The 26,365-nt window shown below is 72.9% G+C and carries 26 protein-coding genes; 9 read left to right on the top strand and 17 right to left on the bottom strand.

Annotation, left to right across the window (positions count from 1 at the left end; all coding sequences use genetic code 11):
* Nucleotides 1-90 precede the first annotated feature (90 nt).
* The 4 genes from QSK10_RS25565 to QSK10_RS25580 all read right to left on the bottom strand — a co-directional run bounded on the left by QSK10_RS25565 (nt 91) and on the right by QSK10_RS25580 (nt 2,525).
* The gene (locus QSK10_RS25565; RefSeq protein ID WP_285665552.1) at nt 91-552 is read right to left on the bottom strand and encodes a hypothetical protein; all 462 of its coding nucleotides are present in this window, start codon (nt 550-552) and stop codon (nt 91-93) included.
* A complete protein-coding gene (locus tag QSK10_RS25570; RefSeq protein ID WP_285665554.1) occupies nt 552-1,151 on the bottom strand; it encodes a hypothetical protein in 600 nt (199 codons plus the stop codon). Before QSK10_RS25570 ends, QSK10_RS25565 begins: the two co-directional genes overlap by 1 nt.
* An 11-nt stretch (nt 1,152-1,162) precedes the next feature.
* Nucleotides 1,163-1,423, bottom strand: coding sequence for a hypothetical protein (locus QSK10_RS25575; RefSeq protein ID WP_285665555.1), 261 nt, complete (start codon nt 1,421-1,423; stop codon nt 1,163-1,165).
* Between the two features lie 679 nt (nt 1,424-2,102).
* Nucleotides 2,103-2,525, bottom strand: coding sequence for a hypothetical protein (locus tag QSK10_RS25580; protein ID WP_285665557.1), 423 nt, complete (start codon nt 2,523-2,525; stop codon nt 2,103-2,105).
* 65 nt (nt 2,526-2,590) lie between these two features.
* Between QSK10_RS25580 and QSK10_RS25585 the strand changes: the two genes are divergently transcribed.
* The gene (locus QSK10_RS25585) at nt 2,591-2,980 is read left to right on the top strand and encodes a MerR family transcriptional regulator (protein ID WP_285665558.1); all 390 of its coding nucleotides are present in this window, start codon (nt 2,591-2,593) and stop codon (nt 2,978-2,980) included.
* A gap of 427 nt (nt 2,981-3,407) precedes the next feature.
* Here QSK10_RS25585 and QSK10_RS25590 read toward each other — a convergent pair whose 3' ends face one another.
* The gene (locus tag QSK10_RS25590; RefSeq protein WP_285665559.1) at nt 3,408-3,983 is read right to left on the bottom strand and encodes a TlpA family protein disulfide reductase; all 576 of its coding nucleotides are present in this window, start codon (nt 3,981-3,983) and stop codon (nt 3,408-3,410) included.
* 86 nt (nt 3,984-4,069) lie between these two features.
* Between QSK10_RS25590 and QSK10_RS25595 the strand changes: the two genes are divergently transcribed.
* The gene (locus QSK10_RS25595) at nt 4,070-4,711 is read left to right on the top strand and encodes an NUDIX hydrolase (RefSeq protein WP_432705374.1); all 642 of its coding nucleotides are present in this window, start codon (nt 4,070-4,072) and stop codon (nt 4,709-4,711) included.
* A 44-nt stretch (nt 4,712-4,755) separates the two neighbouring features.
* A complete protein-coding gene (locus QSK10_RS25600; protein WP_285665561.1) occupies nt 4,756-5,961 on the top strand; it encodes a MarP family serine protease in 1,206 nt (401 codons plus the stop codon).
* Here QSK10_RS25600 and QSK10_RS25605 read toward each other — a convergent pair whose 3' ends face one another.
* Nucleotides 5,962-6,399 (bottom strand): DUF4282 domain-containing protein, encoded by a 438-nt coding sequence (locus QSK10_RS25605; RefSeq protein ID WP_285665562.1) that lies wholly within the window; start codon nt 6,397-6,399, stop codon nt 5,962-5,964.
* A gap of 195 nt (nt 6,400-6,594) precedes the next feature.
* Between QSK10_RS25605 and QSK10_RS25610 the strand changes: the two genes are divergently transcribed.
* Both QSK10_RS25610 and QSK10_RS25615 read left to right on the top strand, forming a co-directional pair.
* Complete coding sequence (locus QSK10_RS25610; RefSeq protein ID WP_285665563.1) at nt 6,595-7,287, top strand: Crp/Fnr family transcriptional regulator; 693 nt, start codon at nt 6,595-6,597, stop codon at nt 7,285-7,287.
* A 79-nt stretch (nt 7,288-7,366) separates the two neighbouring features.
* On the top strand, nt 7,367-7,675 hold the full coding sequence (locus QSK10_RS25615; protein WP_285665564.1) for a hypothetical protein: 309 nt from the start codon (nt 7,367-7,369) through the stop codon (nt 7,673-7,675).
* Here the strand turns inward: QSK10_RS25615 and QSK10_RS25620 are convergent.
* The 8 genes from QSK10_RS25620 to QSK10_RS25655 form a co-directional block, all read right to left on the bottom strand.
* Nucleotides 7,650-9,785 (bottom strand): serine/threonine-protein kinase, encoded by a 2,136-nt coding sequence (locus QSK10_RS25620; protein ID WP_285665565.1) that lies wholly within the window; start codon nt 9,783-9,785, stop codon nt 7,650-7,652. The genes QSK10_RS25615 and QSK10_RS25620 overlap by 26 nt on opposite strands.
* Nucleotides 9,786-9,918: 133 nt before the next feature.
* Nucleotides 9,919-10,536 (bottom strand): isopentenyl-diphosphate Delta-isomerase, encoded by a 618-nt coding sequence (gene idi, locus QSK10_RS25625; protein ID WP_285665566.1) that lies wholly within the window; start codon nt 10,534-10,536, stop codon nt 9,919-9,921.
* Between the two features lie 25 nt (nt 10,537-10,561).
* Complete coding sequence (locus QSK10_RS25630; RefSeq protein ID WP_285665567.1) at nt 10,562-14,068, bottom strand: adenylate/guanylate cyclase domain-containing protein; 3,507 nt, start codon at nt 14,066-14,068, stop codon at nt 10,562-10,564.
* Nucleotides 14,065-14,808, bottom strand: a complete 744-nt coding sequence (locus tag QSK10_RS25635; RefSeq protein ID WP_285665568.1) for an MBL fold metallo-hydrolase — start codon at nt 14,806-14,808, stop codon at nt 14,065-14,067. Before QSK10_RS25635 ends, QSK10_RS25630 begins: the two co-directional genes overlap by 4 nt.
* A 140-nt stretch (nt 14,809-14,948) precedes the next feature.
* Nucleotides 14,949-16,040 carry a hypothetical protein gene (locus tag QSK10_RS25640; RefSeq protein WP_285665569.1) on the bottom strand — a complete coding sequence of 364 codons (1,092 nt, stop codon included), beginning with the start codon at nt 16,038-16,040 and terminating at the stop codon, nt 14,949-14,951.
* Complete coding sequence (locus tag QSK10_RS25645; RefSeq protein ID WP_285665570.1) at nt 16,030-16,353, bottom strand: hypothetical protein; 324 nt, start codon at nt 16,351-16,353, stop codon at nt 16,030-16,032. Before QSK10_RS25645 ends, QSK10_RS25640 begins: the two co-directional genes overlap by 11 nt.
* The gene (locus tag QSK10_RS25650; RefSeq protein ID WP_285665571.1) at nt 16,353-16,730 is read right to left on the bottom strand and encodes a YbaB/EbfC family nucleoid-associated protein; all 378 of its coding nucleotides are present in this window, start codon (nt 16,728-16,730) and stop codon (nt 16,353-16,355) included. The genes QSK10_RS25645 and QSK10_RS25650 overlap by 1 nt, the downstream gene beginning before the upstream one ends.
* A 71-nt stretch (nt 16,731-16,801) precedes the next feature.
* Nucleotides 16,802-18,028: a S8 family serine peptidase gene (locus QSK10_RS25655; RefSeq protein WP_285665572.1), complete on the bottom strand. Its 1,227-nt coding sequence runs from the start codon at nt 18,026-18,028 to the stop codon at nt 16,802-16,804.
* Between the two features lie 149 nt (nt 18,029-18,177).
* On the opposite strand from QSK10_RS25655, the gene QSK10_RS25660 reads away from it, so the two are divergent.
* Nucleotides 18,178-20,373 carry an SseB family protein gene (locus QSK10_RS25660; RefSeq protein ID WP_285665573.1) on the top strand — a complete coding sequence of 732 codons (2,196 nt, stop codon included), beginning with the start codon at nt 18,178-18,180 and terminating at the stop codon, nt 20,371-20,373.
* Between the two features lie 16 nt (nt 20,374-20,389).
* A complete protein-coding gene (locus tag QSK10_RS25665) occupies nt 20,390-20,767 on the top strand; it encodes a hypothetical protein (RefSeq protein ID WP_285665574.1) in 378 nt (125 codons plus the stop codon).
* Nucleotides 20,768-20,777: 10 nt separating this feature from the next.
* On the opposite strand, the gene QSK10_RS25670 is transcribed toward QSK10_RS25665, so the two are convergent.
* From QSK10_RS25670 to QSK10_RS25680, 3 genes are all read right to left on the bottom strand, one after another.
* The gene (locus QSK10_RS25670; protein ID WP_285665575.1) at nt 20,778-21,272 is read right to left on the bottom strand and encodes a mycothiol transferase; all 495 of its coding nucleotides are present in this window, start codon (nt 21,270-21,272) and stop codon (nt 20,778-20,780) included.
* A 242-nt stretch (nt 21,273-21,514) separates the two neighbouring features.
* Nucleotides 21,515-22,306, bottom strand: a complete 792-nt coding sequence (locus QSK10_RS25675; RefSeq protein WP_285665576.1) for a cytochrome d ubiquinol oxidase subunit II — start codon at nt 22,304-22,306, stop codon at nt 21,515-21,517.
* A gap of 10 nt (nt 22,307-22,316) precedes the next feature.
* On the bottom strand, nt 22,317-23,549 hold the full coding sequence (locus QSK10_RS25680) for a cytochrome ubiquinol oxidase subunit I (protein ID WP_285665577.1): 1,233 nt from the start codon (nt 23,547-23,549) through the stop codon (nt 22,317-22,319).
* A gap of 201 nt (nt 23,550-23,750) precedes the next feature.
* Between QSK10_RS25680 and QSK10_RS25685 the strand changes: the two genes are divergently transcribed.
* Both QSK10_RS25685 and QSK10_RS25690 read left to right on the top strand, forming a co-directional pair.
* Nucleotides 23,751-24,158, top strand: a complete 408-nt coding sequence (locus QSK10_RS25685; protein WP_285665578.1) for a YciI family protein — start codon at nt 23,751-23,753, stop codon at nt 24,156-24,158.
* The gene (locus QSK10_RS25690) at nt 24,155-25,303 is read left to right on the top strand and encodes an RNA polymerase sigma factor (RefSeq protein ID WP_285665579.1); all 1,149 of its coding nucleotides are present in this window, start codon (nt 24,155-24,157) and stop codon (nt 25,301-25,303) included. The genes QSK10_RS25685 and QSK10_RS25690 overlap by 4 nt, the downstream gene beginning before the upstream one ends.
* Nucleotides 25,304-26,365: the final 1,062 nt, after the last annotated feature.

Raw genomic sequence — 26,365 nt, forward strand, 5'->3', positions numbered from 1 at the left:
GTTCGCCTCGCCGCCTCAACTCCGTACGCCCCACACTGTCCGGCGTACAGAATTAGTCACCCGCCGCCACCAGCCCCACCCCGTCCGCGCTCACAGCCCCGAAGCCCACTCCAGTGCCGTCTCGCCCGCCGCCGCGGCGTGGTCGCGGGCTTCGTCGGCGCGGGTGGTGGCCGACTCCAGCAGGGACATGGCCTCGCGGGCGGGTTCGGCGGAGGTGCCGTCGAAGGCCTCCTTGAGGATGGCGAGGACGGCGTCGATCTCCTGCCGGACTCCGGTGATGCGCGCGGCGGCGTCCTTGGCGGTCGCGGTGGCCGCGTAGGCGATCGCCTTCACCGCGCCGATCGAGGGCGTCCCGTCGGCCAGCGCAGTGGGAGTGGGCGGGGTCGTGCGGGGCGGCTCGGCGCGGCGGCCGGGGGTGAGCGCGCCGGCGAACACCGCGGCACCGAACGCGGCGGGCGCGATGCGCGTCCCCGCCAGGTACGGCGCGTGCCGGGGGACGGGGCGGGTCGAGTCGGTGGGTCGGGGGATGGGGCCGGAGTTCCGGTCGCGCATCAGACCGGCTCCACGATCCCCGCGCCCCACGCCACGATCTGCGGCAGATACGAGGCGATCTCGCGGGCGAAGTAGCCCGGGCCGTCGGCGCCGTCGGACGCGCAGGTCACGCAGCCGTCCCAGATCGAACCGTCCAGGTAGGAGAACGCCCACACCGTCCGCGCCGGGAAGGACAGCTCCATCAAGACCTCGCCGTCGCGCGACAGCAGGCACATCTCGCGCCGCTCGGGCAGGTTCCCGTACGCGTCGGCCGTCGGGACGAGCCGGTAGGAGCGGCAGAAGCGCTCCACGGCGGCGTCGTCGGCGAAGTCGGCCTCGACGAGGACGCCCTCGCGCAGTAAAACGTCGACCTCCGGCGCCGGATCGGCGACCGGCGTGCACCGGCGCACCAGGTCCTCCAGCGCCGCCCGGTCGAAGGCGTGCGCGGCGTGCAGCGAGGGTTCGAGATGCGCGGTGTTCCAGACCAGGACCTGCGCCTCGGTGAACTCGCCGACCTTCGGGCCCGCGTGGATCTCGAAGTACGCGGGCTCGGAATCCTCTCGCCGCCAGTCGTAGTAGGGGCCGAGGTACTTGCCGACCGCCATGATGATCCCGCCCATGTGACCGCCCCTCACAGCAATCCCCGGTATCCCCGTAACCGGTCGGCCGCCGTCGAGACCAGCCGCGCGACCTCGTCCAGCCCCAGCGCCGCCGCCGTCGCCCGGGAAGCGGCCGTCGCGGGCGCGGGGGAGGAGGAACCCTCGCCCGCGGCGGCCAGCGGAGCCGCGGCCCGCCCGCGCAACTCGACGGCCACCCGCGCCGAGAGCGCGGTGAGCTGCGTCAAGCGCGACTCGGCACCGTCGAGAGTGCGGAGCAGGCCGTCGACGTCCATGCGTGCCTCCAGTGGGGCGTGTGCAGGACGTTACCGCTTGATCACGGGATGCGCCAGATGGGCGGGAGGGGCGGGTTTGGGATGGGCGGACGGGGTGATGGCGGGCCGGGCGAGGACACGGCGGCGCGACTCCCGGCGTCGTGCGGGTCGCCCGAAGCGGGGAGGCGAGGCGGGGGCTGGCGGCACGGGGGGATGAGCGACGGGGGCCGTCCGGTCCGCTCTCGGCGAGATTTGGCATGTTCGTGCCAAAAAGCCCTTCCGGTCCGAACTCGCCGCGACCTCCTGGCGGCACGGCGCACGGCGCGGCTGACCTGGGCGAACGCTCATCGGGACGGAGCCGCGCCGTCGCGGGATTCGGACACGGCGTGTTATTTGGCGTGATGGTGCGGAAAACGCGTTCACGAGATCGGTTCGGGTGTCGGGCGAGATCCGGTCCGGTTGGCCCCCGGGGAGACCGGGGGCCGGGCTTGAGAAGGCTCGGGGGAGGGCCTGGGGAGGGCCCGGCGGCCCGGGTGGGTGAGTGTGTCGGGCGGCCCCGGGCGGGCTGGACGGCCGTGTGTCGAGCAGCCCGACCGGGCCAAGTGGACAGGGCGGAACGAGCGGGCCGTGCGGGCCGTGCGGACAGGGCGGAACGAGCGGGCCGAGTCCGGGCCCTCCGGTCCTTCCCGAGGCCGACCCCTCAAGCCCGGCGCAGCGCCCGTCGTCCCAGTGCGTCGCGGACCCCCGGTACCGCCTGCGCCACTCCCCACGCGATCTCCACCGCGAGGAATCCCCACAGCAGCCCCGGCGCTCCCTGCGCCAGCGCGTAGGCCATCCACAGCGAGAACAGCGCGCGGGCGGACGCGTCGTACAGGCCGTGGGCGGGCAGGGTCCGCCGCAGTCGCAGGAGGGCCCAGACCACCACGACCGAGCCCATCAGGTTCGCGTACAGGGTCTGCATCGGCTCCAGAGGAGGGAAGGCGCCGAGTCCGAGGGCCTCGCTCGCCCAGGTGAGGAGGCGGTGGGCGAGCGCGTAGGTCCACGGCGTCGCGAAGGCGGCGGTGATGACGAGGTCGTACCAGGCGCTGGCGCGGACGAGTCGCAGGTAGGCGGGAGTGTGCACGTGAAGCCTCCGTCGAGTGTGGAAGGACGGCTCACGCTAAAGGGTGGAGTACGCTCCAAGGTCAAATGCGCATCGGAGACCTGGCCGCCGCGACCGGCCTGAGCAGGGACGCCATCCGTTTCTACGAGAAGGCGGGGCTCCTGGACAGCGCCCGCCTGGGCAACGGGTACCGGGACTTCCCGCCCGAGGCGGTGCCGTGGCTGCACTACGTGCGGACGGCCCAGACCCTCGGATTCACCCTCGCCGAGATCGCCCGGCACGGCGAGCGGCTGCGCGATGCGCCGGACCGCGAGGAGGGCCTGACGGCGCTGCTCGCGGAGAAGATCGCGGTCATCGACGAACGGGTCGCCGGACTCCTGGCCCTGCGCGCGGACCTCGCCGAGCGCGTCGGCAGCGGCTGCGCGCTGCGGCCCGGAGAGGCGATCGTGCCGGACGCGGCGAGGCTGCTGCGGTAGGACGCCGGGACGCGCGTGGATCGCGGCGCGGACGCCCGGGCCGGTCGGGGACGCACCCGGCGCGGTGAGTTGGTGGGATGCAATGGAGGCCGCCCACTGCCCTGCCGGGCCACGTCGGCCCGCCCTACTTGGCCGCGCAGCCCCGCTCGGGTGGGCCGGGACTTGCCGAGCGTGGCGGGTGGATGGGAGGCAGTGGTAGGCGGATCAGCTGGCTCACCGCCGTGCCGGGCTACATCGCCCTGCGCAACGCCGCCCCTGCACTACTTGGTCGGGCGCCCTCGCACCGCACCTTGTGGGGTCCTTGGCCGCGCCGCCCCGCCTCCCCGCGGCCTGCCGCGCCCGGTCAGGAGGGCCAGGCGAAGCCACCCGAACAGGCGTGGACCCGAGTGCCGCCCAAGCCCCGAGCCCCCTCCCGAAAAGCCCGCCCCTAAACCCCCACCCGCACCCCAAGGTGCTCCGCCACCAGGTCCGCCAGTCCCTGCCGGGTCAGCGGCGTCCCGTTGTACACGTGCGCGACCGTCCCGTCCGCGCGCAGCAGCACCGTCACGGGGAGGGTGCGCTTGCCGGTCAGGGCGAGGAGTCTGCCGTCGGCGTCGTGGCGGGAGGGGAACGTGATCTTGAAGTCCTCGGCGGCGAAGCGTGCGGCGGAGGCGGTGTCGCTGGTGTCGACGCCGAGGACGGCGACTTCGCCCTGGGCGGCCTTGTAGAAGGCGTCGACCTCGGGCAGCTCGGTGCGGCAGGGCTGGCACCAGGACGCCCACAGGTTCAGCACGGTGGGCATGCCGTTGGCGAGGGGGGTGGCGGTCTGGTCGCCGCCGAGGCAGGGGAGGGCGAGTTTGCCGATGTCGTCGCCGGGCGGCAGGGCGCCCGAGGGGGCGACGCAGGGTACGGCCCAGGTCGGCTGGGGGTCGTCGGGAGCAGAGGAGGGAGTGTCGCCGCCGGTGCCGCACGCGGTGAGGGTGAGGGCCAGCGCGATGACGAGGGCGACGGCGGTCTTACGCATACCGCGACGGTACCGCCGGGCCCGGGAGGGGGCGTCGGGCGCATGCCGGGCGAGGGGGCGGCGGCGGGAGTACGCTTCCTCCGGTGATCGACGCGCGTGAGCTTCCCGGATGGTGGCATCCGCTCGCCGACAAGGCGCGGGTCGCCGATGGTGAGCCGTGGTCGCGGCTGGTGCCGCCGGTGGGCGAGGGCCGGGGGTCGGCGGTGCTGATCCTGTTCGGCGAGGGCGCCTATCCCGGCATCGAGGGCCCGGACGTGCTGATCTGCCAGCGGGCCTCGGGCATGAACAATCACGCGGGGCAGCCCGCGTTCCCGGGTGGCGCGACCGAGCCGTCGGACGCCGACATGATCGCCACGGCGCTGCGGGAGGCCAGCGAGGAGGTCGGCCTGGACCCGGCGAGCGTGGTGCCGGTGGCGACGCTGCCGGAGGTGTGGCTGTCGGTGAGCTCGTTCCGGGTGACGCCGGTGCTGGGGTGGTGGCGCGAGCCGCACCGGGTGCACGCCGCGGAGCCCGCCGAGGTCGCCAGTGTCACGAGGGTCCCGGTCAGTGAACTGGTGGACCCGGCCAATCGCGTGCGCGCCAAGCATCCGTCGGGCTACGTGGGCCCGGCGTTCGAGGTTCGCGACATGCTGGTGTGGGGTTTCACCGCCGGCATCCTGTCGGCGGTGCTGGACCTGGCGGGCTGGTCGCGTCCGTGGGGTCCCGGGAGGCTCGTGCCCCTCTCCTGAATGGCGGGTGGACCGTACCCTGGTCTAAACGGAGGAGGCACTGGGTGAACGGCGGCACTCTGGTCGACATCGTGATCGTGCTCCTCGCGCTGATGTTCGCCGTGAACGGCTACCGGCAGGGGTTCATCGTCGGGGTCATGTCCTTCGCCGGGTTCTTCGGCGGCGCGCTCATCGGCGTCAACCTCGCCCCCTACCTCACCGGCTGGTTCGAGGCGCCCGTCACGCGGGTGATCGTCGCGCTGGTGACGGTGTTCGGCCTGGCCATCGGCGGGCAGGCGGGCATGGCCACCATCGGCGCGCGCGTACGGCAGTCCATGCGGCGCAACGGGACGCGGACCGTCGACCACATCGGCGGCGCCATCGTCAGCCTCTTCGCGGTGTTCCTCGTCGCGTGGATGGTCGCCACGCCCCTCGCCTACAGCTCGATCCCGGGCCTGGCCGCGGCGGTGCGGAACAGCTCCATCGTGCCCATCATCAACGAGGCCGTCCCCGAGCCGGTCAAGGGCGTGTACGACGCGCTGCGCCGCACGGTCGACACCAACGGCTTCCCGGACGTCTTCGGCGGGCTCGGGCCCTCCAACCCGCACGACGTGGCCGCGCCCAACGACGCGCTCAAGAAGGACCCGGCGGTCCTGAACGCGCAGCCGTCGGTGCTGAAGATCCTCGGCGAGGCTCCGCGCTGCGACCGCCGCATCGAGGGCAGCGGATTCGTGTTCGCCCCCGAGCGGGTCATGACCAACGCGCACGTGGTCGCCGGAACCGACAGCCTGGTCGTGGAGACGGCCAAGGGGTACATCCCCGGCCGCGTCACCGTCTACGACCCGCAGCGCGACCTGGCCGTCATCTACGTCCCGGGCCTGGACGCGCCCGTCATCGACATGGCCTCGCCCGACCGGCCCGCCGCCGAGGGCGAGGACACCATCGTGCTCGGCTACCCGCTGGACGGCCCGTACACCGCGACGCCCGCGCGCATCCGCTCCTCGGGCCCGGTGCGGGGCCCGAACATCTACGACAACGGGCAGGTCACCCGCGACGTGTACGCGCTGCGCGCGCTGGTCAAGTCCGGCAACTCCGGCGGCCCCCTCATCGGCACCGAGGGCGACGTGCGCGGCAAGGTCTACGGCGTGGTGTTCGCCGCGGCCGTGGACGACCCGGAGACCGGCTACGCGCTCACCCTCGAAGAGGTGACGCCGGTGGCCGACGCCGGCCGCGGCGCCACCGCCAAGGTCGGGACCGGAGAGTGCACTTAGCTAGCCGCGAAGCTTCTTCTGGTTCACCTCGGTCGACGACGCGAGGAACTCCAGCAGCATCCGCAGCCCGAAGATGAGGAACGCCGTCATCGGCGCGCCCGCCACCAGCGCGACCACACCGGCCAGCGGGGTGCCCGCGAACCCGGCGATCACGCTCACGAGGAAGCCCACGACCAGGGCGACCAGGCCCAGGATGTAGGTCATCGAGAGGAGCGTGCGCGGGGAGTACTCGGCGAAGGTGAAGTCGAACAGGACCGTCATCGCCGTCTTCGGCGCCGCCTGCGGCGGCTGCTGCGGGACGTAGGCGTACTGCCCGGTGGGCGGCGGGGCGCCGTAGGTGGTGCCGTACTCGGCGTGCGCCTGCTGCGGCGGGACGTATCCGGTGGGCTGCTCGGGGACCTGAGGCTGCTGCGGAGCGGGTTCCTGGGGGTAGGTCATGCCCGCATCCTGCCACGCTGCCGCCAGCCGCCCGTTACCGCCGGTTCTCACCACAAGGGACGGAGGGGTGGTGAACACCCAGCTCACGCCCTCCAGCAGGGGGTGAACGAGAAAGATCGGCGCGTCCCGGCAAGTGGGCCCGTACATGCGCATAGACTCGACACGCGTCAACAGTGAGCGCAGTGGAGGTCCGCGATGGATGAGGTACTGGCCCGCGCAGGGCTCTTTCAGGGCGTAGACCCCGAGGCGGTCGACGCTCTGACCAAGGAGTTGGAGCACATCGAGGTCCGCAAGGGCCAGACGGTGTTCAATGAGGGCGAGCCCGGGGACAGTCTCTACATCGTCCTCAATGGGAAGATCAAGCTGGGGAGGCGCGCCGCCGACGGCCGCCAGAACCTGATCGCCGTCATGGGTCCCAGCGACATGTTCGGCGAGTTGTCGCTGTTCGATCCCGGTCCCCGCACCGCGACCGCCACCGCCGTCACCGACGTGCGGCTGGCGCGACTGGGCAAGTCCTCGTTGCGCCCGTGGATCACCGACCGGCCCGAGATCGCCGAGCAGCTGCTCCGCGTGATCGCCCGTCGCCTGCGGCGCACCAACGACTCGCTGGCCGACCTGATCTTCACCGACGTCCCCGGACGCGTGGCCAAGAGCCTGCTCCAGATGGCCTCGCGCTTCGGCACGCGCGACGGCGGCGTCCTGCGCGTCACGCACGACCTGACGCAGGAGGAGCTCGCGCAGCTCGTCGGCGCCTCCCGCGAGACGGTCAACAAGGCCCTCGCGGACTTCGCCGCGCGCGGCTGGCTGCGGCTGGACGGCAAGAGCGTCATCATCATGGACCCGGAGCGCCTGGCGCGACGCGCGCGGGTGTTACGGCTGGAGCGGTAGCTTCCGCTGATCGGCGAACGGCGGCCTTCCGGGGCCGCCGTTTTCGCGCGCCCGGACCGCGCGTGCCAGACTCGTCCACATGGGACTCGCCCAGGACCTCGCCGCCGGGCTCACCGCCGCCCGTGAGGCGATGCGCGACGTGCGCGGGCAGAGCCTGGCCGCCGCCGAGCGGCTGGCCGAGGCGCGCGACCGGCTCGCCGCGCTGACCGACGGGACCGCCCGGCAGGAGCCGCTGCGCGCGCTGGCCGCGCTGGAGCAGGCCGGGGAGCACCTCCGGCAGGGCGCGGCGGCGGTGGGGCGCTGCGATGAGGCCGTGGGCGGGTACGTGGCCGGCGCGCTGGGATTCCACGCCGGCCGGCCGCCTACTTCACCAGCGTCGGCGCCGTGAGGGTCTGGTCGGGTTTGCGGGCGATGCAGTAGAACGTCTTGTCGCCGCCCTCGAAGGCCTGCGTGGACGGCGGCAGCACGTCGGTGGTCCAGTCGTCGAGCTCGGCGGCGGGCACGAACTCCTTCAGCACGTCCTTCGTGCGGCAGGCCTTCTGGATGAAGTCGACGGCCGCGACGTCCTTGTAGACCGGCGCGCTCAGGTTGTCGGGGAGCTTGCCGGTGGCGTAGGCCTCCCAGGCGTGCTCGGCGGTGCAGGCGGCCTCGGTGGCCGAGGCGGCGCCGGAGTCGGCGATGGCGAAGTCGTTGAAGCAGGTGGGCTTCGGGACGCAGCCGGTGCCCTGCGCGGTGACCGCGCACTGGGCGCCGCCGTTGGGGGTGTTCCCGGCGGTGTCGGCGGGCTCGTCCTCGCTGAAAAGCGACACCACACCCCAGACGATGAGGATCAGGACGACGAGCGCCACCGCGCCGGTGATGATGAAGAACTTCGCGCGCCCGCCCTCCTCGTCCTCGCCCTTGCGGCGGTCGAGGCGGCTGCGGACCAGCTCCTTGCCGGGGATGCGCAGGCGGGAGCGCGCGGGTGCGTCGGGCCCGTACCGGGTGGGCTCGGCGGCGAAGGGCGACTCCTCGGGTGCGCGGAACCCGCCCGAGGGCTCGTGGACGTCGGAACGCGGGAACCCGCCCGACGGGTGCTGCGGCGGCGGGTAGCCCGGCGCGTCGGGACGCCGGAAGTCACCCGAGGGCTCCGGCCCGGGATAGCCGCGCGAGTGCTCCGGCGCGGGGAAGCCGCCGGAGGGCTCGGGCGGGCGGAACGCCTCGGTCGGCTCCGGACGCGGCGGCGCCGGGGAGCGGAAGCCCCCGGAGGGCTCGTGGACGTCCGGCCGGGCGAACCCGCCCGAAGGCTCGGGAGGCGGGGCCACGGGCGAGCGGAACCCGCCCGAGGGCTCCGGCACGGCGGGCGGCGCGGGGGAGCGGAAGCTCCCGGAGGGCTCGTGGACGTCCGGGCGCGGCTCCGGGATCCGGAACGGGCCGGACGGCTCGGGCGGCGCGGCCGGGCCGGGCGGTTCCGGCGTCCGGAAGGGCCCGGTGGGCTCGGGACGCGCGAACCCGCCCGAGGGCTCCGGTGAGGCCGCGGCCACGGGGAACACCGCCGTCGCCGCCTCCGCCGGGGACCGGAACGCGCCGGAGGGCTCGGGCACCTCCCGCGCCTCGGGGATCGGGAAGTCGCCCTGCGCGGGGGGACGCGGGGACGGCCGCTGGGGCGGGGCGGTGGGCTTGGCGAGGGGGACGCTGTCCAGCATCTCCCGGAACTGCTCGGCGGTGGGCCGCCCGTCGGGGTTGGACGTCATCGCCGCCCGCAGCATCCCCACCAGCAGTGCCGAGGCGCCGGTGACGTCGGGGATGGGCCGCCCGAACAGCTCCATGACCTCGCGCAGGTCGGTGATGTCGCTGCTGAACCGCGGGGGATGCCCGGCCAGCAGCGCGTACAGCGTCGCCGCCAGCGAGTAGACGTCGCTGAACTGGCTGGCGGGCTTCATCTGAAGCGTCTCAAGCGGCGCGTAGGCGGGCGTGAGGTGCCCGATGGTCGCGCCGTCGGTGCGCAGGGCCGCGTCGGTGACCACGGCGAGCCCGAAGTCGGCCAGCACCGGGCGACCGTCGCGGCGGATGAGGATGTTGGCCGGTTTGATGTCGCGGTGCAGGACACCGCGCTCGTGCGCCCCGGCGAGGGCGTCGGCGAGCTGCATGCCGATGTCCTTGACCTCGGCGTCGCTGATGGAGCCCTCGGCGTCCAGGCGGTCGGCGTAGGAGCCCTCGCACAGCTCCATGACCACGTAGGGGCGGCCGTCGTCGGTGACGCCGGCGGCGAACAGGTCGACCACGTTCGGGTGGCCGGACAGGCGCCCGGCGGCGCGGACCTCCTGCTCGAAGCGCGCGCGCTGCTCGGGCTGTGCGAAGGGCCGCTTGTCGATGCGGAGCGCGACTTCACGTCCGCCGGAGACCTGGTGCGCCCGGTAGACGGTGGTGTAGCCGCCCCGGGCGATGACCCGCAGGTCGGTCAGGTCCGGTAGGTCGGGGACGTCACCGGCGCCGGGGGACCAGAATTGTGCGCTCACGGAGGCAAAGGTAGAGCACGGCGACCAGATCATGTATCCGCCGTTTCGACTCTTATGGGGAGCATCCGTCGCGAAGGGGCGCCTTAAGTTTTTCTCATCAACGCGCGCTCCCCCGAAGCGGTGAAACCGGAGGTTACCGGGGGTGTCCGGGGGTTTCGGCGGGCGACCATCCGGCCGCCGTGGGCAGCTCCCGCGGGTCGGCCGACGGCCACCGCAGCGGGTCGGGTCCCAGGGCCGCCAGCAGCGGCACCTGCTCGGCGCACCACGGGGAGATCGCGCGGTCCCCCGACAGCACCGAAGCCGAGAACTCACCCCACGGGACCCACTCCCAGCCGTCCACCTCGTCGGCGGAGGGCACCGGGTCGGCGTCGGTGACGGTCATCGTCACCGGGCACATCTCGTTCTCCACGACCCCGTCGGGCATGACCGCGCGGTAGCGGAAACGCGGCAGCAGCAGCCGCACCTCACCGGCGGACAGGCCCAGCTCGTCGTCCAGGCGGCGGCCGACGGCGAGGTCGATCGCCTCACCGGGCGCCGGATGCCCGCAGCAGGAGTTCGTCCACACGCCCGGCCAGGTCTTCTTGTGGTGGGCGCGCTGCGTCACCAGCAGCCGCCCGGCGGTGTCGAAGACGTAGCAGGAGAACGCCAGGTGCAGCCTGGTGTCGGCGTGATGCGCCAGCCGCTTGGGGAGGACGCCGATGTCGCGGCCCTCCTCGTCGAGCAGGACCACGGACTCCTCTATGGGGGGCATGCGACCACGGTACGTCTTCGCCGGGCTACGCGACGGCGTGGCGCGCGCCTTTCAGCTTTTCGAGGAGCCGCTCGGCCTCCGCGCGATGGCTGCGCTGCTCGGTGGAGTACGTCAGGCGCACCGCCTCCTCGGCGGCGTCGACGGCGTCGGCGTGCGAACCGGTCGCCTCCAGCGCCTTGGCGTAGGACAGCTGCGCGGCCACCTTCGACGAGATGTCCTCGCCGGGGGCGTCCACCGCCCGCTTCGCCCAGCCCAGGGCCTCACCGGCGCGACCGTCGGCGCGCAGCACGTCGGCGTAGCGCGCCACCGCGTGGCGGCGCGGGTACAGCAGCGTCGGCGCGCCCAAGTGGGCGGCGATGTCGCCGTACAGCCGCAGCGCGGCGGTGTTGTCGCCGTGCGCGCGCTGCGCCTCGGCCAGCAGCGCCAGGGGGCCGGTACGGGCCGATTCCAGCACGTCGAAGGGCACCGCCAGCTCCAGCGTGGACAGGGCCGCGCGCTCGGCGCCGTCGGCGTCACCGGCGTCCAGCAGGCAGTGCCCGAGGACCGTGCGGGCCATGCCGATCAGCAGCGGATGCCCGGTCTTCAGGCCGTAGATCTCGGCGTCCAGGGCCAGCTCGCGGGCGTGATCGGACTCCGCCAGGCTGCGCGCCACGACCGCGCGCACCACCAGCGCGAACCCGCGCCCCCAGTCGTCGTCGACCCGGTCGAAGTCGCGGTAGGCCTTGCGCGCGGCGGTGTCGGCGTCGGTCAGGTCGCCCAGCTCGGCGGCCGCGTACGCGCCCACCGCCCGCAGCGTGCCCACCGCCCACGTGTCGCCCACGCGCTCACCGAAGGGCAGGAACGCCGTGGCGAGCTTGCCCGCCTCGTGCAGGCGGCCCGCCAGCAGCCGCGTGAACGCCGCCGTGCCCCGCACCCACGCGCGCCCGATCGGGTCGCGCAGGGACGCGATGCGCCGCGCGGCCTGCCCGAGCGCGTTGTCGGCGGCGTCGAAGTCACCGCGGCTCGTCGACACCCACGCCAGATGCTGGAGCGCCCACGCCTCACTGCGCACCGAACCCGTCGCGCGGCCCACGTCCAGGGCCTCGGTGAAGCGCGCCTCGGCCTCCCGCAGGCGGCCCGAGACGTAGTCGAGCATCCCCAGCCGCACCAGGACGTCGGCGCGCACCGTCGGCAGCTCCGCCCGCTCCGACAGGTCACCGGCCGCGCGCCAGATCGCCGCCGCCCGCAGCGGCTCGCCCAGGGACCGGTAGATGCGGCCCGCCAGCAGCAGCGTCAGCGCCGCCACCCGCGGCTCGCCCGGTATCGCCGCCACGAAGTCGCCGTCCAGGGACAGCCCCAGGTCGGCGGTGATCTTCTCGACGTCGACCATCGCGTCCTCGGGCCGGTCCAGGCGCAGCAGCGCCCGGCCCCGGATCAGCCGGTCGCCATTGGACAGCGGCAGCAGCTCGGCGGAACGGTCGATGAGCGCGGCGGCCTGCGCCGGCTCGCCCTGCGTGATGGCGCGCTCGGCGGCCCGCCCGTAGGCGGCCACGGCCAGGCCCGCCACGTCCCGGATCGGGTTGTCGGGGGCCAGGCCCAGCTCGTCGGCCAGCGCCAGGGCACGCGTGGCGTGCGTGGCGATGAAGTCGTCGGCGGCGTCCTCGCGCAGCGTGCCGCCCGGCGCCCCCGCCGCCGCCCACCGTGCCAGGCGCGCGTGCCGCTCGGCGCGCTCGCCCATCGCCAGGCCCAGGTAGGCGGCCTCGCGCATGAGCGGCGTGACGAAGCGGTACCCGCCGGAGTTGCGGCGGCGCAGCATGCCGCGCGCGAACAGCTCCTCCAGGTGGTGCTCGTCGGTGTGGTCGTGCAGCGCCGACAGGGCACCGTCGGGGATGGTGTCGCCGATGACGGCGGCGTCGCGCAGGACCGTCTTCGTCTCGTTGGGGAGGGCGTCGATGCGCGCGGCCAGCACGCGGGCCAGGTCGGTGGAGACCAGCTTGCCGGTCAGCGAGCCCGGCGCCAGGCGCCACTGCCCGTCCACCTCGTAGAGCAGGCCCTGCTCGGTGAGCAGCGCGACGAGCTCGGCGAGGTAGTACGGGTTGCCCTGGACGGCGCCCAGCAGGCGGTACTCGTCGTCCTCGCGCAGCTTCCCGCCGCACAGCGCGCCCAGCAGGCGCGCGGCGTCGGCGCCGCGCAGGGGCGGCAGGGTCTGCGCCTCGGCCTCCGAGATGCGCGTGAGCACACCGGCGTGCCGGACCAGCTCCGGGCGGCCCAGCAGCAGCACCAGGACCGGGCCCTGGAGCCGCGCGACGGCCGCGCCCAGCGCGTCCAGCGCGTCGGGGGTGGCCTCGTGCAGGTCGTCGACGATGAGCATCAGCGGCGACTGCGCGGCCAGCAGGTTGAACAGGTCGGCGACCGCGGCGGGCATCGCCTCGGTGTCGTGGTGCTCGGGACCGGGACCGCCGGGCCGCGCCGACTGCTCCGTCGGCGCCGGGGCCAGCCCCAGCAGGGCCAGCAGGAGGTCCACGGAGAAGATCGCCGGGGCCGGTTCGTCGCCCTTGCGGTGCCGCTCGGCAAGGCGGCGCAGCCGCTCGGCGACGGTGGCGCGGTCGTCGTCGGGGGACACGCCCACCGCGCGGCGGACGAGGTCGGCCAGCGGCCCCAGCCTGCGCCTGCGCCCGTAGGCGGCGGCGCGGACGGCGACCACGCGCACGCCCCGCGAGGACGCCCGGCGGCCCACCTCGATGCCGAAGCGGGTCTTGCCGAAGCCCGCCTCGGCGGTCAGCACGAGGGTGCGCGGCTCACCGCGGTCCACGACCTCGGCCAGGCGCCCGGCGACGATGCCCAGCTCGGCCTCGCGGCCCACAAACGGGGCCTGGTCGCCCAGGCCGGTGCGCGTGCCCGGGGCGTCGTGCAGGCCCAGGAGCTCATAGGCGGGGACCGGGTCGCGCTTGCCCTTCAGCCGCAGCGGCTCCAGCTTCCGCCAGGACGCGACGTGCTTGGTGGCGGCGACGGTCTCCTCGCTGCTGTAGACGGTGCCGACGGCGGCGGCGTCGGCCAGCCGCGCGGCGGTGTTCACGGTGTCGCCGATGACGGTGTACTCCACCGAGGCCTGCATGCCGGCCACGACCAGGCCGGTGCGGATGCCCACGCGCAGGCCGAGCGGCAGGCCGCCGCCCTGCTCGGCGTCCAGGACCCGGCGCACATTGCGCTGCATGGTCATCGCCGCCCGCACGGCGCGCTCGGCGTCGTCCTCGTGCGCGACGGGGGCGCCGAAGACGGCCATGATGCCGTCGCCGGTGAGCTTGTCGACGTGCCCGCCGTGCTCGGTGACCGCCTGCGCGCACACCGCCAGGACCCGGTCGGTGACCACGCCGACGCGTTCGGGGTCGAGGTCCTCCGACCACGCGGTGAAGTCGGACAGGTCCCCGAACAGCACGGTGCACACACGCCGCTCGGTCTCCGGGAGGGAGGCGACCGGGGACAGTGGCGCGCCGCAGCTGTGGCAGTAACGGCCGCCGGGGACGACGACGTTTCCGCAGAAAGGACAGGTCACGGTCCCCCCAACTCCTTTCCGGGGTCGATATGTTCCCGGTCACGGTGATCTTGGCCGCGTCGAAGGTACTCCAGCTGAGCCCGCACCGTCGCCTCCGCCGCGGGCCACACCGAGCGGTCCACCTCGGCATATACGACCCGGACGACGTCGATGGCGGTCTCGGCACCGGCGTCCAGGGCCGCCCGGACCTGGTCCAGCCGCTGCTCTCGGTGGGCCCGGTACTGCGCGCAGACCGCCGCCAGGGAGGGCAGAGTGGGCCCGTGACCTGGGAGAACGCTCCGGTCGCCGTATCCGGCCAGCAGATCGAGGCTGGCGAAGTAGGAGGTCAGGTTCCCGTCGGGCCACAGCACGACCGTCGTGCCCCGCCCCAGGACGGTGTCACCCGTCAGGACGGCGTCGGCGCCGACCAGGCAGACGGAATCGGCCGTATGGCCGGGTGTGTGCCGGACGATCAGCGGCAGTCCCGCTTCATTCAGCGTCTCGCCGTCTCGTAGCGGTTCGCCCCCGTTCGCGCACCATTTCGCGTCGAACGCCCGCACCGGGACGCCCAGCCGCTCACCCAGCGCCGCCGCCGCGTCGGTGTGGTCGGGATGCCAGTGCGTCGTCACGACCAGGGCGATGCCCGCCTCGGCCGTGATCGCCGCCAGGTGCTCCGGCAGCCCCGGCCCGGGATCGACCAGGATCGCCGTCGCCGAGCCCGGGGCCCGCAGGACCCACGTGTTGGTGCCGTCGAGGGTCATCGGACCGGGATTGCCCGCGCGCAACAGACGCGCCCAAACGGGCGCGTGAGGGGCTTCGGGGTGGCCGGATGTAGCGGGGGTCACGTCGAGAAATCTACGTGGCGTCGCTGACAGTTGGCTGGGATCGGGCTGGGAGTCGCTCAGTCCTCCGGGTCGTCCTTGTCGGCCCGGTTGGAGTAACCGACGTCGGCCGAGGACTTCACGACGTCCTTGGCGCCGGTGAGCTCACCGGAGTCCCAGACCTCCAGGACCCGCTCCCCGATGGTCGGCTCGGCGGCCGGCTCGGGACGCGGACCCAGCGGGCCGTGGACCTCGATGTCCTCGGGCCTGGCGTCCGGCGACAGCGCCCGCCAGGTCACCACCTCGTCGGAGCGCGCGTAGGCGGGATTGCGGCCGAGGGCCTCCCAGGTGGTCACCTCGCTCGCGTCGAACGCGGGCCTCGCGCCGGGGTTGCGCATCCCGCCGTCGAGCCGGGACACCGCCGAGCGTGCCTCGTCGGCCTTGCCGGTGAGCGCCTTCAGCTTCCCCGACCAGGCGGAGACCGCCTCGGCGAGGCGCTTGAAGAGTGTGCCGAAGCGGCCCAGGACGTCGGCCACGATCTTGATGACGGCGGTGATGGCCGCCGCGATCGAGCCGCCCGCCGTGGGCACCGCCAGCGCCAGCGCCGGGAACGCGATCTCGATGATCTTGGTGATCGCCCAGGCGATCAGGTCGATGACGAGCGAGCGGATGGTGGCGACGATGACGCCCGCCGACTCCACCGCGTTCGCCATGCCCCCGGCGAGCCCCGCGACCGCCGACCCGGCGGCGCCGCTGGCGGCGGCCGAGCCCGCGTGGGCGGCGGCGGCCTTACCCGTCCAGCCGGGCACCGCCTTGGACGTGTCGGCGGTGGCCTGGCCCAGCTCCTTGGCGATGTTGGCCCAGGTGGTGACCAGCGACTTGATCGCCAGCGGGTCGCCGGTGACCTTGTCCAGGCCGTCCCGCAGCGGCGCGATGTGCTCGATCAGGAAACCCAGCCCGGCCGAGACGATCGACTCCAGCGGGTCGATGGCGAAGTCGAGGACCTCGATGCCCACCGCCCCGGCGCCCACGATCGCGTTGGCGGCGTCGAAGTCCCCGCCGTCGCGGACGTCATCGGCGATGCCGAGCAGGAACGACACCCCCGTGTCGAGGAAGCCCGCGCCGGTGGTCAGCTCCGGCTGATCGCCGGTCACCACGAGTTCATCGCCCATGGTGACTCCGGAACTTGCGCTTCTGGGCCTCCTCGGCCTCGTCGTAGGTGTCGGCGACCCGGCCCAGCGCCTCCGGGATCGCCTGCGCCATGCTCGCCAGCGACTTCATCGCCTCGGCGACCTTGGCGAAGGACTCGGCCAGCTCGGCGGGCTTGCCCCACGCGTTCAGCAGCGGCCCGTACATCTCCGGGTTCCCCACCTGTGCGGTCGACATCGCCTCGGCGGCCTTGTCGAAACGCGCGGTGACGGCGGTGCGGAAGCGGGCGGCCTCGCCGCGCACGGCCTGCGACTCCACCTTGAAGTCCCCGGCCATCACCAGCTCCGCTTCGTCTCGTCCTCGCGCGGCATGAGCTCGTCGAACAGCTCCAGCGCGGCCGGGCCGGAGATCTCCGACAGCACCTCCCGCGAGGCCCGGGTGGCCTCGGCGACGGCCCTGCCGTAGGTCTCCATGAGCGCCGACGCCAGCTGCATCTGGGTGAGCGCCCTGGCCCGCACCCCGAACTCCACGCCCGCGAGCAGCCCGGTGGCGCCCACGGTGACCGTGACGGCCTTGTCCCGGCTGGACACCGTGACGCTCGCGGCGGCCAGCTCGCGTCCGGCGCGATCGGCCCGCTCCCGCATCTCCCGCGCCATCCGGTCGAACTCCCGGGACCAGGCACCGGGATCGTCGGCGAAACTCGGCAGCGACATGGCGCTCCTTCCCCATGAATCACCCGACGCTAACCAAACCGGGTGGGAAGGCGCTGCCCCGAGGGGTGAAATCAGTACGGACCGGGCGTGCGCCGGTGCCCCTGCCGCCGCAGCACCACCAGCGTCGTCGTCAGCGCCGCCGCCGCGACCACCGCGACCGCCACCAGCAGGACGTACGGGGTCGCCCCGGGCCCCTCCGCCGCCGCTGCCGCAGGGGCCGCCGAGTCCGGCGCGTCACCGGCCGGGGGAGCCGCGCCCGTCGCCGAGGCGCCCGGATGCGTCCCGCCGCCGCCGTCGGTGGCGGCCAGCAGCGGGTTCCCGGGCACGTGCGGGACGTCCACCGACAGCGCCGCCGCCGGGTTCACCCGCCCGAAGCCGAAAACGTCGTCGCGACCGGGTTTGCCCAGGTCCGCGGCGGTGAAGATGAGCCGGTTGATGGTGTCGGCGGCCGAGATGCCCTGGAACCGCGACTTGATCATCGCCGCCGTCGCCGACACCAGCGGCGCGGCGAAACTCGTGCCCTGGATGTCCCAGTAGCCCTGCGGGTGCGCGCTGGTCAGCCCGTCGGCGGGCGCCGCCAGCACCGTCGCGGTGCCGGTGAGCGCGCCCGACCAGAACTCACCGTCGGGCGCCAGGCCGCTCACCGCGACCACACCGGGCATCCGCGCGGGGAACCAGACGCCCTGCGCGTCGTCCTTCTGTGGATCGACGTTGCCGGTGCAGGCCACCACGACGACCTCGCGCGACAGCGCGTAGTCGATGGCCTCGCCCAGCTCGGTGGACTTGCCCACACCGCCCAGGGACAGGTTGATGACGTTCGCGCCGTGGTCGACGGCCCAGCGCACCGCGCGGGCGACGATGCCCGCGTCGTCGTAGCGGTTCTCCTTGTCCAGCACCCGGACCGGGAGGATCTGCGCGTCATAGGCCAGGCCGACCACACCGTCGGGATCGTTGTTGCCCGCGATCAGCGCGGCCACCGACGTCCCGTGCCCGACGGGGTCGAAACTGCCGTCGCCGCCCGACCCGTCGGCGCTCTCCACGAAATCGGCGCCCGGCAGGACCTTCCCGCGCAGGTCGACGTGGTACTTGTCGACACCGGAATCGACCACCGCCACGATCGCGCCGCGACCGGTCGACAGGGCCCACGCGTCACGGGCGTGGAGGGCGTCCAGCTGCCACTGCTTGTCGCGCACGCTGTCGGCGTGAGCGGGGACGGGCGCGACGAGGACGAGCAGCACGGTGGCCAGGGCGCCGAAAAGCCCGTTGGTCACACGGCGTCCCTTGCGTACGGTCCCCATCGGGTAGATAGTGGCATGCCCGTGCACGTTTCGTCCCGTGCACCGTTGATCCACCGACCGTGTGGCCGATCGTAGGGTGTAGTGACAATGCGTGTTCGCTGTACCGTGATGGCGCGACACCATTTATTAGTACTGGGGAGACGGCGGCCATGACCTGGGAGCCCGCTACCGACACCGAACGCCGGATGCAGGACGTGCTCCGGCAGGGCGACCAGGAGAGCTACTTTCTGCTGCTGTCCGGTGTCGATCTGTTCATTCCGGTCGCGCCGGGAAACTCCGCGTGGGCGACGTGGTCCACCGAGGACCGCACACACGTCCTCGCCTTCACCTCCGAGGCCGCGCTGAGGTCCTGCCTGCGTGAACACGCCGGTCAGCACCGCCGCGTGCGGCTCGAAGAGCTCGTGCACGGCTGGCCCGACGACGAATGGTGGCTGGCGGTGAACCCGGGGCTGCCCATCGAGGGCTACCTCCCCGCGTGGTTCGTCGCGCAGGTCGCCAAGGGCGACGTCTCGCTGCCGCAGGAGGAGCAGCCGGAGCCCGAGCCCTCCGCGTTCGGGGGATTCGGCTACGACGGATATCGCGCGCCCGCCGAGCAGTCGTCCTTCGGGCCGCCGCCGGTCGCCCGCGAGGACGCCCACCCCGAACTCGCCCACCGCGAGTTCCCCCGCCGTGAGCCCTCCCTCCGCGAGGACCCGCGCCGCGAGGAATCCTTCCGCGACGACTTCCGTCGCGAAGAGCCCCGCCGTGAGGACTCCTTCCGCGAGGAGCCCCGCCGCGAAGACTCCCGCCGTGAGGACACCGGGACTCTGCCGCGCCGGGCGAACCCCACGCCGCGCGTCGACGAGGACTACCACTACGGGCAGAACCGGACGCCGACCTTCGGTCCCGCGCCCGAGCCGGTCTACGCGCCCGAGCCCGACTTCGGCTCCGGGTACGCCCCCGAGCCCGACTACCGCGTCGAGCCCGCCTACACACCCGAGTACCAGGTCCCGGAGCCCCGGGTCCGGGCCGAGGACTCCTACGCCGACTACGCCCCGCCGCCGGCGCAGCCGGAGCCGGAGCGCGAGCTGCCGTTCCGCAACGGCGGCTACAGCGCCGAGCCCGGCTACGCGCCCGAGCCCTCCTACGAGGCGCCCGCCTACAGCCCGGAGCCCCCGGCGTACGCGCCACCGGAGCCGGCCTACCAGCCGGAGCCGCCGTACCAGGCCGAGCCCGCGTCCTACCAGCTCGAACCGGCCGCCTACGCGCCCGACGCCTACAGCCCGCCGGAACCGGCCTACGACGCGCCGGACGCCTACCTGTCCGAGCCTTCGGCCCCCTCGCACGGCGTGACCTCCGAGTCCGCCTACGAGGAGCCGAAGACCTACGGCCCGACCGGTCCCGGCAGCGAGGACGTCGAAGGCGAGCTGGCCGCCGCCGGAGCCGCCGGTGACACCCCGCGCTTCCTGCGCGCGCTGCTGTCCGGCTGGGTCTACGTGCCGCTGAACGACGGCGCGCCCGAGGGCGTCCGCCCCGGCGATCCCGGGTTCCGCTGGCGCACCGACCTGATAGACGGCGCGTACAGCCTGACCGTGTTCACCTCCCCGACCCGCATGGCCCGCCGCCTCGGCCCGTGCGAGTTCGTGAAGGTCACCTTCGTGCGCGTCGCCCGCAACTGGCCCGACCGCTCCTACAGCCTGGCCATCAACCCCGGCACCGAGGTCGGCGCCAACATGCCCGGCACCCAGATGCAGACCCTGCTCGCCTGGGCGGACAAGAAGGGCCTGCTGGACGCCGCCGAGGACATGGAGCGCGCCGCCGACCCCTACGCCGGCCGCCGCGACGAGTCCCTGTCGGCGGGCGGGTTCCCGCCCGCCACCGGCCAGCAGCGCAAGCTCGGCCCGACGCTGATGCAGAAGCTGATCCCGGCCGCGCAGGTGCCCTTCTACCTCCAGCGCGGCTACGACCGCGTCGCCGGTTTCGTGCACCCCGCCGAGGACCTGTCGGCCTTCGACGCGCCGGAGACCCTGCGCGCCTCCCTCGGGCTGCCGCACGACGGGGCGTCCGACGTCTACGTGATCCGGTGGATCTCGCATCGCGCCGACCTGTACCGGATCCCCTACGGCGGCAACAACGAGGACGAGATGCGCCGCATGGAGGGCTGGGTCATCGAGCCCGGGCCCTTCCGCGGCAACGGTTTCGCGCCCGGTGAGAACGGCGCGGTGGTGGCCGAGTTCAAAGTGGACTCCATCCGCCTGCCGCACGGCGCGACCATGCACCGCCTGTCCTCCATCGACGGCGACACCCTCGTCGCCTCGTACGACGCCGACCAGCAGACCTGGCTCACCGCCGAGGAGACACTATGACCTTTCAGGAGAACCGGTGACCCCTCCGGCCCATGTGGACGGTTACATCGCCCGCTGGCGCGACCGCGAGTACGAGGCGAGCCCCGACGGCGATTACATGCGGCTCTACACGCCCGATCCCGAGGACGGCTTCGGCGAGGTCGCCCCGGGCCGGTTCCGCCGCAGCGTCCCCGCGCCCGAGGTCGAGGACTTCTACTACCTGCGCACGGTCTGCAAGTGGCGCGGGGAGCCCTTCCACGTCATCGGCGAGACCGGCAACTGGCTGCGCCTGGAGTACGTCGGCGGGCAGGAGCCGGTCGCGGCCGCGCTCGGGCTCGACCGCTACGACGCCGGGGTCTACCAGGGGTGGGCCCTGCGCGACGAGGTGACCGAGCTGCACCAGAAGCAGGTCTGAGGCCCGCCTCCTAGGTGAGCACCAGGTACTGCCTGCCGTCGATCAGCTCGCGGACGGCGTCCAGGTGCCCGGCGTGGGTGGCGGTCTCGGCCATCACGTGCAGGACGGTGCGCCGCAGCTCGCGGGCCGGGAAGTTCGGGAACAGCTCCACCGGCCACCACTTCGGGAAGGCGTCCATCGCGGTGGCGGCGATGATCGCGTCGGCTCGCGCGGCCTCGTCCTCGTACAGGGCGAGGATCTCCTCGGCGGGGGTCTCCGGGCCGACGGTCCAGCCCTCGGCGCCCTCGTAGAGTTCCACGTCCTCACCGGCGACGGCCTTGCGGAACCAGAAGCGCTCGACATCCACGGCCAGGTGCTTGACCAGGCCCAGACAGGACCAGCCGGATGGCAGGACGCCCCGGCGCAGGTCGGCGTCCGAGAGGCCCTCGATCGCCTCCAGGACGTGGCCGCGCTCGGCGCGCAGCTGCCGCAGCAGGGCCTCGGTCTCGGTCATCGCGGTGGGCATGGTCGCTCCTTCGTCTCGGCTTTCGCCGGAGGATAACGGCGGGCTGCGACAGATCGGGTCACCCGCGCGCACGGAGTCCGCTCGCGTGCGCGCGGGGAGCTTCCCGCGTGGTGTGGCGGGGAGGGGAGCCCTGCCGGGGTGCCCGTAAAGGGGGACTCCACCCTCCCCGCAGGCCGGATAAATCGGTACCCGACCTGGCCCACCGCGGCCCACTAATCGCGGCGGGGGTCCACGGGCTCTTTCTACCGTCCGGGGTGTGAAACTGGCGTGATGTCACTTTCCGGAACCGCCCGGGCACGGAGCAGCCACCACATGCCCACCTGGGCGGCCAGGACCAGCGGCGTGATCACCAGCAGCGCGGGCACCAGGACGGCCAGGGTCTCCGGGTCCGCGGCACCGTCCACGAGGGACAGCCCGCGTCCGGTGGCGATGCCGGTGAGGACCATCGCCGCCGCGGTGAGCGCGAACAGCACGCGCCCGCCGACGCGGCCCGACAGCTGCCGGACGCGCGTCCCGACCGCGCCCTCGCGGGCGATGCGCAGCCCGGCGTAGCCCAGGCCGTGCGCGGCGAACAGCAGGACCACGAGCCCGGCCAGCAGGAGGCCGATCCCGCCGGGCCACTCGCCGCCCGTCCACAGCAGGAAGACGCCCCAGCTCAGGGCCACCACCCAGCTGCCGAGGCAGATGAGGACATCGCAGAACCCGTGCCACGCCGGCGATGCCGCGCGTCCCCGCGTCCACAGCCCGACGTCGCGGGCGATCCAGCCGAGCAGCAGCGTGACCACGGCCGGGAACGCGCTGGTGAGCATGCGTCCCTCCAGCTCCGGGAAGCAGCCGATGAGGACCCCGGCGGCGGCCACCAGCCACACCTCGTGGCCGAGGAAGAAGGGCACGATGCCCCGGACGACCTGGCGGCGCTCCGGCGCGTTCTTCGCCAGGAACGGCATCATCATGCCCAGGCCGATGTCGGCGCCCCCGAGGATCAGGTAACCGAGGGCGTAGAAGCCCAGCAGCGCGATCGCGGCGTGTTCCATGTCTTCTCCCTCAGACCGTGACGACGGCGTCGTCGACCGGGCCGCGCTTGGCCGCCCGGGTCAGCAGGACGATGTTCAGCACGATCAGCGCCGCGAACAGCGAGCCGAACGCGATGAGGCTGAAGCGCATGTGGCCGGGCGAGACGTCCGACACCGCCTCGGAGGTCTTGAGCAGACCGTTGATCACCCACGGCTGGCGGCCCATCTCGCGGAACACCCAGCCGGAGATCATCGCCAGGAACGGCCACGGGACGGCCATCATGAGCAGCACGTGCCAGGCCCGGAACCGGTGCACCAGCGGGCGGAAGAAACTCAGCAGCAGGCTCAGGCCGCCGAACATCAGCAGCGGCATGAACAACACCATCATCACGATCCCGGCGGTCTTGACCGCGCCGACCGGCGGGATGTAGTCGCCCGGGCCGAACCTGGCGACCGCGTCGGCCTGGAGCTCGGCGAGCGTGGAGTCCGAGCCGCTGAACGCGGCCGCCTTCATCGGCTGGTAGCCGTGCAGAGCCGACAGCTGGAGGCCGCCGAAGGTCACGGTGAACATCAGCGCGGGCACCACCATCCCGATGCCCAGCCGCAGGGACCGCGTGAACAGCCGGTGCTCGGGCGTCCGCTTGAACAGGTGGTACGCGCTGACCCCGGCGACGAAGAAGCCGCCCACGACCAGGGCGCCACCGAGGATGTGGAAGAAGGCCATGATCGCCGCCGGATTGCCCACCACCGCGCCGAAGTCGGTCAGCTTGATCTTGTCGCCGTCCATGGCGTAGCCGAGCGGGTTCTGCAGGAAGCCGTTGGTCACCAGGATCCAGAACGCCGAGGCGTAGGCGGTCAGCGTCACCACCCAGATGAAGCCCAGGTGCACCCAGCGGTTCACCTTGTCCCAGCCGAAGATCCACAACCCCAGGAACGTCGACTCCACGAAGAACGCCACGATCGTCTCCAGGGCCAGCGACGCGCCGAAGACGTTGCCCGCGTAATGCGTCAGGCCCGACCAGGACAGCCCGAACTGGAACTCCATGACCAGGCCGGTGACGATGCCCATCGCGTAGTTGATGACGTACAGGCGCCCCCAGAACCTGGTCATCCGGGTGAACGTGTCGCTCTTGGTGACCGTCGCGATCGTCTGCATCAGGGCCAGGAAGGTGGCCAGGCCGAGGGTGAGGGCGACGAACAGGAAGTGACCGCCGGCGGTCAGTGCGAACTGCCAGCGCGCCAGGTCGAGGGTCTCGGGGCTCATGCGGTCGATCGTGCGCGCGGGGTTCGGGGCCGCGCATCGGATGAGAGATGGGGTTCGGCGTACAACCCCGGTTGAGGCGCACCGCTTCGGATACCGCGAAAGTTGCGGAGAAAATCTCGCCGGAGCGTGTCGAGAAACCGTGAGCGGCTCCGTCCCAGCCGCGAACGAGGCCAGAATGGCCCTGACCCAGAGGAGATCGAGATGGCCAAGTACCTGCTGCTGAAGCACTACCGGGGCGCCCCGAAGGCGGTCAACGACGTGCCCATGGACCAGTGGGAACCCGACGAGGTCACCGCCCACATCCAGTACATGCGCGACTTCGCCACCCGCCTGGAGGGCACCGGCGAGTACGTCGACGGGCAGGCCCTGTCCCCCGAGGGCACCTTCGTCCGCTACGACGGCGAGGGACGCCCCCCGGTCACCGACGGGCCCTTCGCCGAGACGAAGGACCTCATCGCCGGGTGGATGATCATCGACGTCGAGACCTACGACCGCGCGCTCGAACTCGCCGCCGAACTGTCCGCCGCGCCCGGCGCGGGCGGCAAACCCATCCACGAGTGGCTCGAAGTGCGTCCCTTCTACGGCGTGACCGCCACCGCCACCGAGTGAACGACGCGCTGCTGCGGGACCTCGTGCCCGCCGTGATCGGCGTCCTCGTCCGCCGCGGAGCCGACTTCGCGGCGGCCGAGGACGCCGTCCAGGACGCCCTCCTGGAAGCCGTCCGCGTCTGGCCCGAAGACCCGCCCCGCGACGCGAAGGGCTGGCTGATCACGGTGGCGTGGCGGAAGTTCCTCGACGCCACCCGGGCCCAGACGTCCCGCCGCCGCCGCGAGGAGGCCGACGCGCTTCACGAGGCCGTGGCCCCCTCGCCGCCGTCCTCCTTCGACGACACCCTCCAGCTCTACTTCCTGTGCGCCCACCCGTCCCTGACCCCCGCCACCGCCGTCGCGCTCACCCTCCGCGCGGTCGGCGGCCTCACCACCCGGCAGATCGCCGAGGCCTACCTCGTCCCCGAGGCGACGATGGCCCAGCGCATCAGCCGCGCCAAGCGGACGGTGTCCGGCGTGCGGTTCGACCAGCCCGGGGACGTGGGGACAGTGCTGCGCGTGCTCTACCTCGTCTTCAACGAGGGCTACTCGGGTGATGTCGACCTGGCGGCCGAGGCGATCCGGCTCACCCGCCTCCTGTTCGCGCTGGCGCCGGAGCCGGAGGTCGCCGGGCTGCTGGCGCTGATGCTGCTGCACCACGCGCGGCGACCGGCGCGGGTGGTCGGTGGGCGCTTGGTGCCGCTGGCGGCGCAGGACCGGTCGCTTTGGGAGACCCGCATGATCGCCGAGGGGGTCGAGATCCTTCAGGCGGCCCTGGCGCGGGACCGGCTCGGGGAGTTCCAGGCGCAGGCGGCGATCGCGGCCCTGCACGCGGACGCGCGGACGGCGGAGGAGACGGACTGGGGGCAGATCGTGGAGTGGTACGACGAGCTCGTGGGGATCACCGGGAGCCCGGTGGCGCGGCTCAACCGGGCGGTGGCGGTGGGGGAGGTGGGTGGAGGGAGGGCTGGGTTGCTGGCTTTGAGGGGGGTGGATGCTTCGCTGCCGCGGTATGCGGCGGTGGTGGGGTACTTGCGGGAGAAGGAGGGGGATTTGGTGGGGGCGCTGGAGGCTTATGGGGAGGCGGTTCGGGTGGCGGGGAATTTGTTGGAGCGGGAGCACTTGCTGCGGGAGGTGGCGCGGGTTGGGGGGAGGGTTCGGGGGTGATTCTTGGCCTGGCCTCGGCTGCAGTCCCAGCCCGAGCCCGAGCCCCAGTCCCAGTCCGAGCCCCTGCGCCAGCCCGAGCCCCTGCGCCAGCCCGAGCCCCAGCCCCAGCCCCTGCGCCAGCCCCAGCCTCAGCCCCAGCCCCAGCCCCAGCCCCAGCCCCAGCCCCAGCCCCAGCCCCAGCCCCAGCCGTCGCGAGCCTCGCTATCACACCCCCTGTTGCGCCACCTCTCCCGTCGCCCTCACCCCGAGCCCGTCTCCCCGCGCTTCTTGCCTTCCCCCCACGGGTCGCCCTCGCCCGATCACCTGCATCGGCGCTATTTGACGGTCGCCGTCTGGTCAGGGGTTTCACCCCTAGGACCCGACCAGGGGTGCGGCCCCTGGACGCCGGACCTCTCTCGGGAGGCGTCTCCTCCTCTGGCCGGCCATATCGACGCTGAACGCAGAACCCGGGGGTGTCAAGACGGAAGAGCTGTCTTGACACCCCCAGAACCTGCGTTCTCAAGAACACGTCTGGCCGACCGACGGAGGATCCACCTCTCCTATCCCGAGACAGCCCCCGCACAAGCTGGTCCCGGGCCCGTGTTGTCGTGCGGCCTGCGGCTTGTCTTCGGCCCGGCTCTAAAACAACAAGCTCCGTTTGGTGCCCGGGTTCTGACCCCGTAGCCAGCCAGTCACCTACCCGGCTCAGTTCCACCGCCCTTGCCCTCGCCTCCACCTGCGCGTCGCCCCCCCACCCCCACCCCCACCCCCGCACCCGCTTCCAACCTCCGCCGTCCCGCTCGGGTTCGTCACGTCACCCCGCATCACTTTCGTTCCCCCTAGGTGCCGTTCGTACCTCCGCTACGACGAGGGGTGTACGAAACCCACTAGTGCCGCAACCGGGTTCGTACGGGCATTCACCACCGCAGGGCGATGTATTCGGGCAAGCCGTCGGCCGATGGTGTCGTCATGAGCAGTACATCGACCCTCAGTTCTGCACCCACTCGTCGGCTCGGTCGCATGGAGCGGCTGGCGGGGTGGGCCATGCGGCATCGGCGGCTCGCGCTTTTGGCGTGGGTGGTC

The organism is Actinorhabdospora filicis (assembly GCF_030269765.1).
Lineage (GTDB): Bacteria > Actinomycetota > Actinomycetes > Mycobacteriales > Micromonosporaceae > Actinorhabdospora > Actinorhabdospora filicis.

Coding starts and splice junctions, on each gene's coding strand:
- QSK10_RS25640 (WP_285665569.1), bottom strand. CDS start 16,040: ATGGGCGATGAACTCGTGGTGACCGGCGATCAGCCGGAGCTGACCACC.
- QSK10_RS25615 (WP_285665564.1), top strand. CDS start 7,367: ATGGGACTCGCCCAGGACCTCGCCGCCGGGCTCACCGCCGCCCGTGAG.
- QSK10_RS25650 (WP_285665571.1), bottom strand. CDS start 16,730: ATGTCGCTGCCGAGTTTCGCCGACGATCCCGGTGCCTGGTCCCGGGAG.
- QSK10_RS25605 (WP_285665562.1), bottom strand. CDS start 6,399: ATGACCTACCCCCAGGAACCCGCTCCGCAGCAGCCTCAGGTCCCCGAG.
- QSK10_RS25670 (WP_285665575.1), bottom strand. CDS start 21,272: ATGCCCACCGCGATGACCGAGACCGAGGCCCTGCTGCGGCAGCTGCGC.
- QSK10_RS25635 (WP_285665568.1), bottom strand. CDS start 14,808: ATGACCCTCGACGGCACCAACACGTGGGTCCTGCGGGCCCCGGGCTCG.
- QSK10_RS25660 (WP_285665573.1), top strand. CDS start 18,178: ATGACCTGGGAGCCCGCTACCGACACCGAACGCCGGATGCAGGACGTG.
- QSK10_RS25645 (WP_285665570.1), bottom strand. CDS start 16,353: ATGGCCGGGGACTTCAAGGTGGAGTCGCAGGCCGTGCGCGGCGAGGCC.
- QSK10_RS25565 (WP_285665552.1), bottom strand. CDS start 552: ATGCGCGACCGGAACTCCGGCCCCATCCCCCGACCCACCGACTCGACC.
- QSK10_RS25655 (WP_285665572.1), bottom strand. CDS start 18,028: ATGGGGACCGTACGCAAGGGACGCCGTGTGACCAACGGGCTTTTCGGC.
- idi (WP_285665566.1), bottom strand. CDS start 10,536: ATGCCCCCCATAGAGGAGTCCGTGGTCCTGCTCGACGAGGAGGGCCGC.
- QSK10_RS25680 (WP_285665577.1), bottom strand. CDS start 23,549: ATGAGCCCCGAGACCCTCGACCTGGCGCGCTGGCAGTTCGCACTGACC.
- QSK10_RS25590 (WP_285665559.1), bottom strand. CDS start 3,983: ATGCGTAAGACCGCCGTCGCCCTCGTCATCGCGCTGGCCCTCACCCTC.
- QSK10_RS25675 (WP_285665576.1), bottom strand. CDS start 22,306: ATGGAACACGCCGCGATCGCGCTGCTGGGCTTCTACGCCCTCGGTTAC.
- QSK10_RS25570 (WP_285665554.1), bottom strand. CDS start 1,151: ATGGGCGGGATCATCATGGCGGTCGGCAAGTACCTCGGCCCCTACTAC.
- QSK10_RS25585 (WP_285665558.1), top strand. CDS start 2,591: ATGCGCATCGGAGACCTGGCCGCCGCGACCGGCCTGAGCAGGGACGCC.
- QSK10_RS25685 (WP_285665578.1), top strand. CDS start 23,751: ATGGCCAAGTACCTGCTGCTGAAGCACTACCGGGGCGCCCCGAAGGCG.
- QSK10_RS25575 (WP_285665555.1), bottom strand. CDS start 1,423: ATGGACGTCGACGGCCTGCTCCGCACTCTCGACGGTGCCGAGTCGCGC.
- QSK10_RS25610 (WP_285665563.1), top strand. CDS start 6,595: ATGGATGAGGTACTGGCCCGCGCAGGGCTCTTTCAGGGCGTAGACCCC.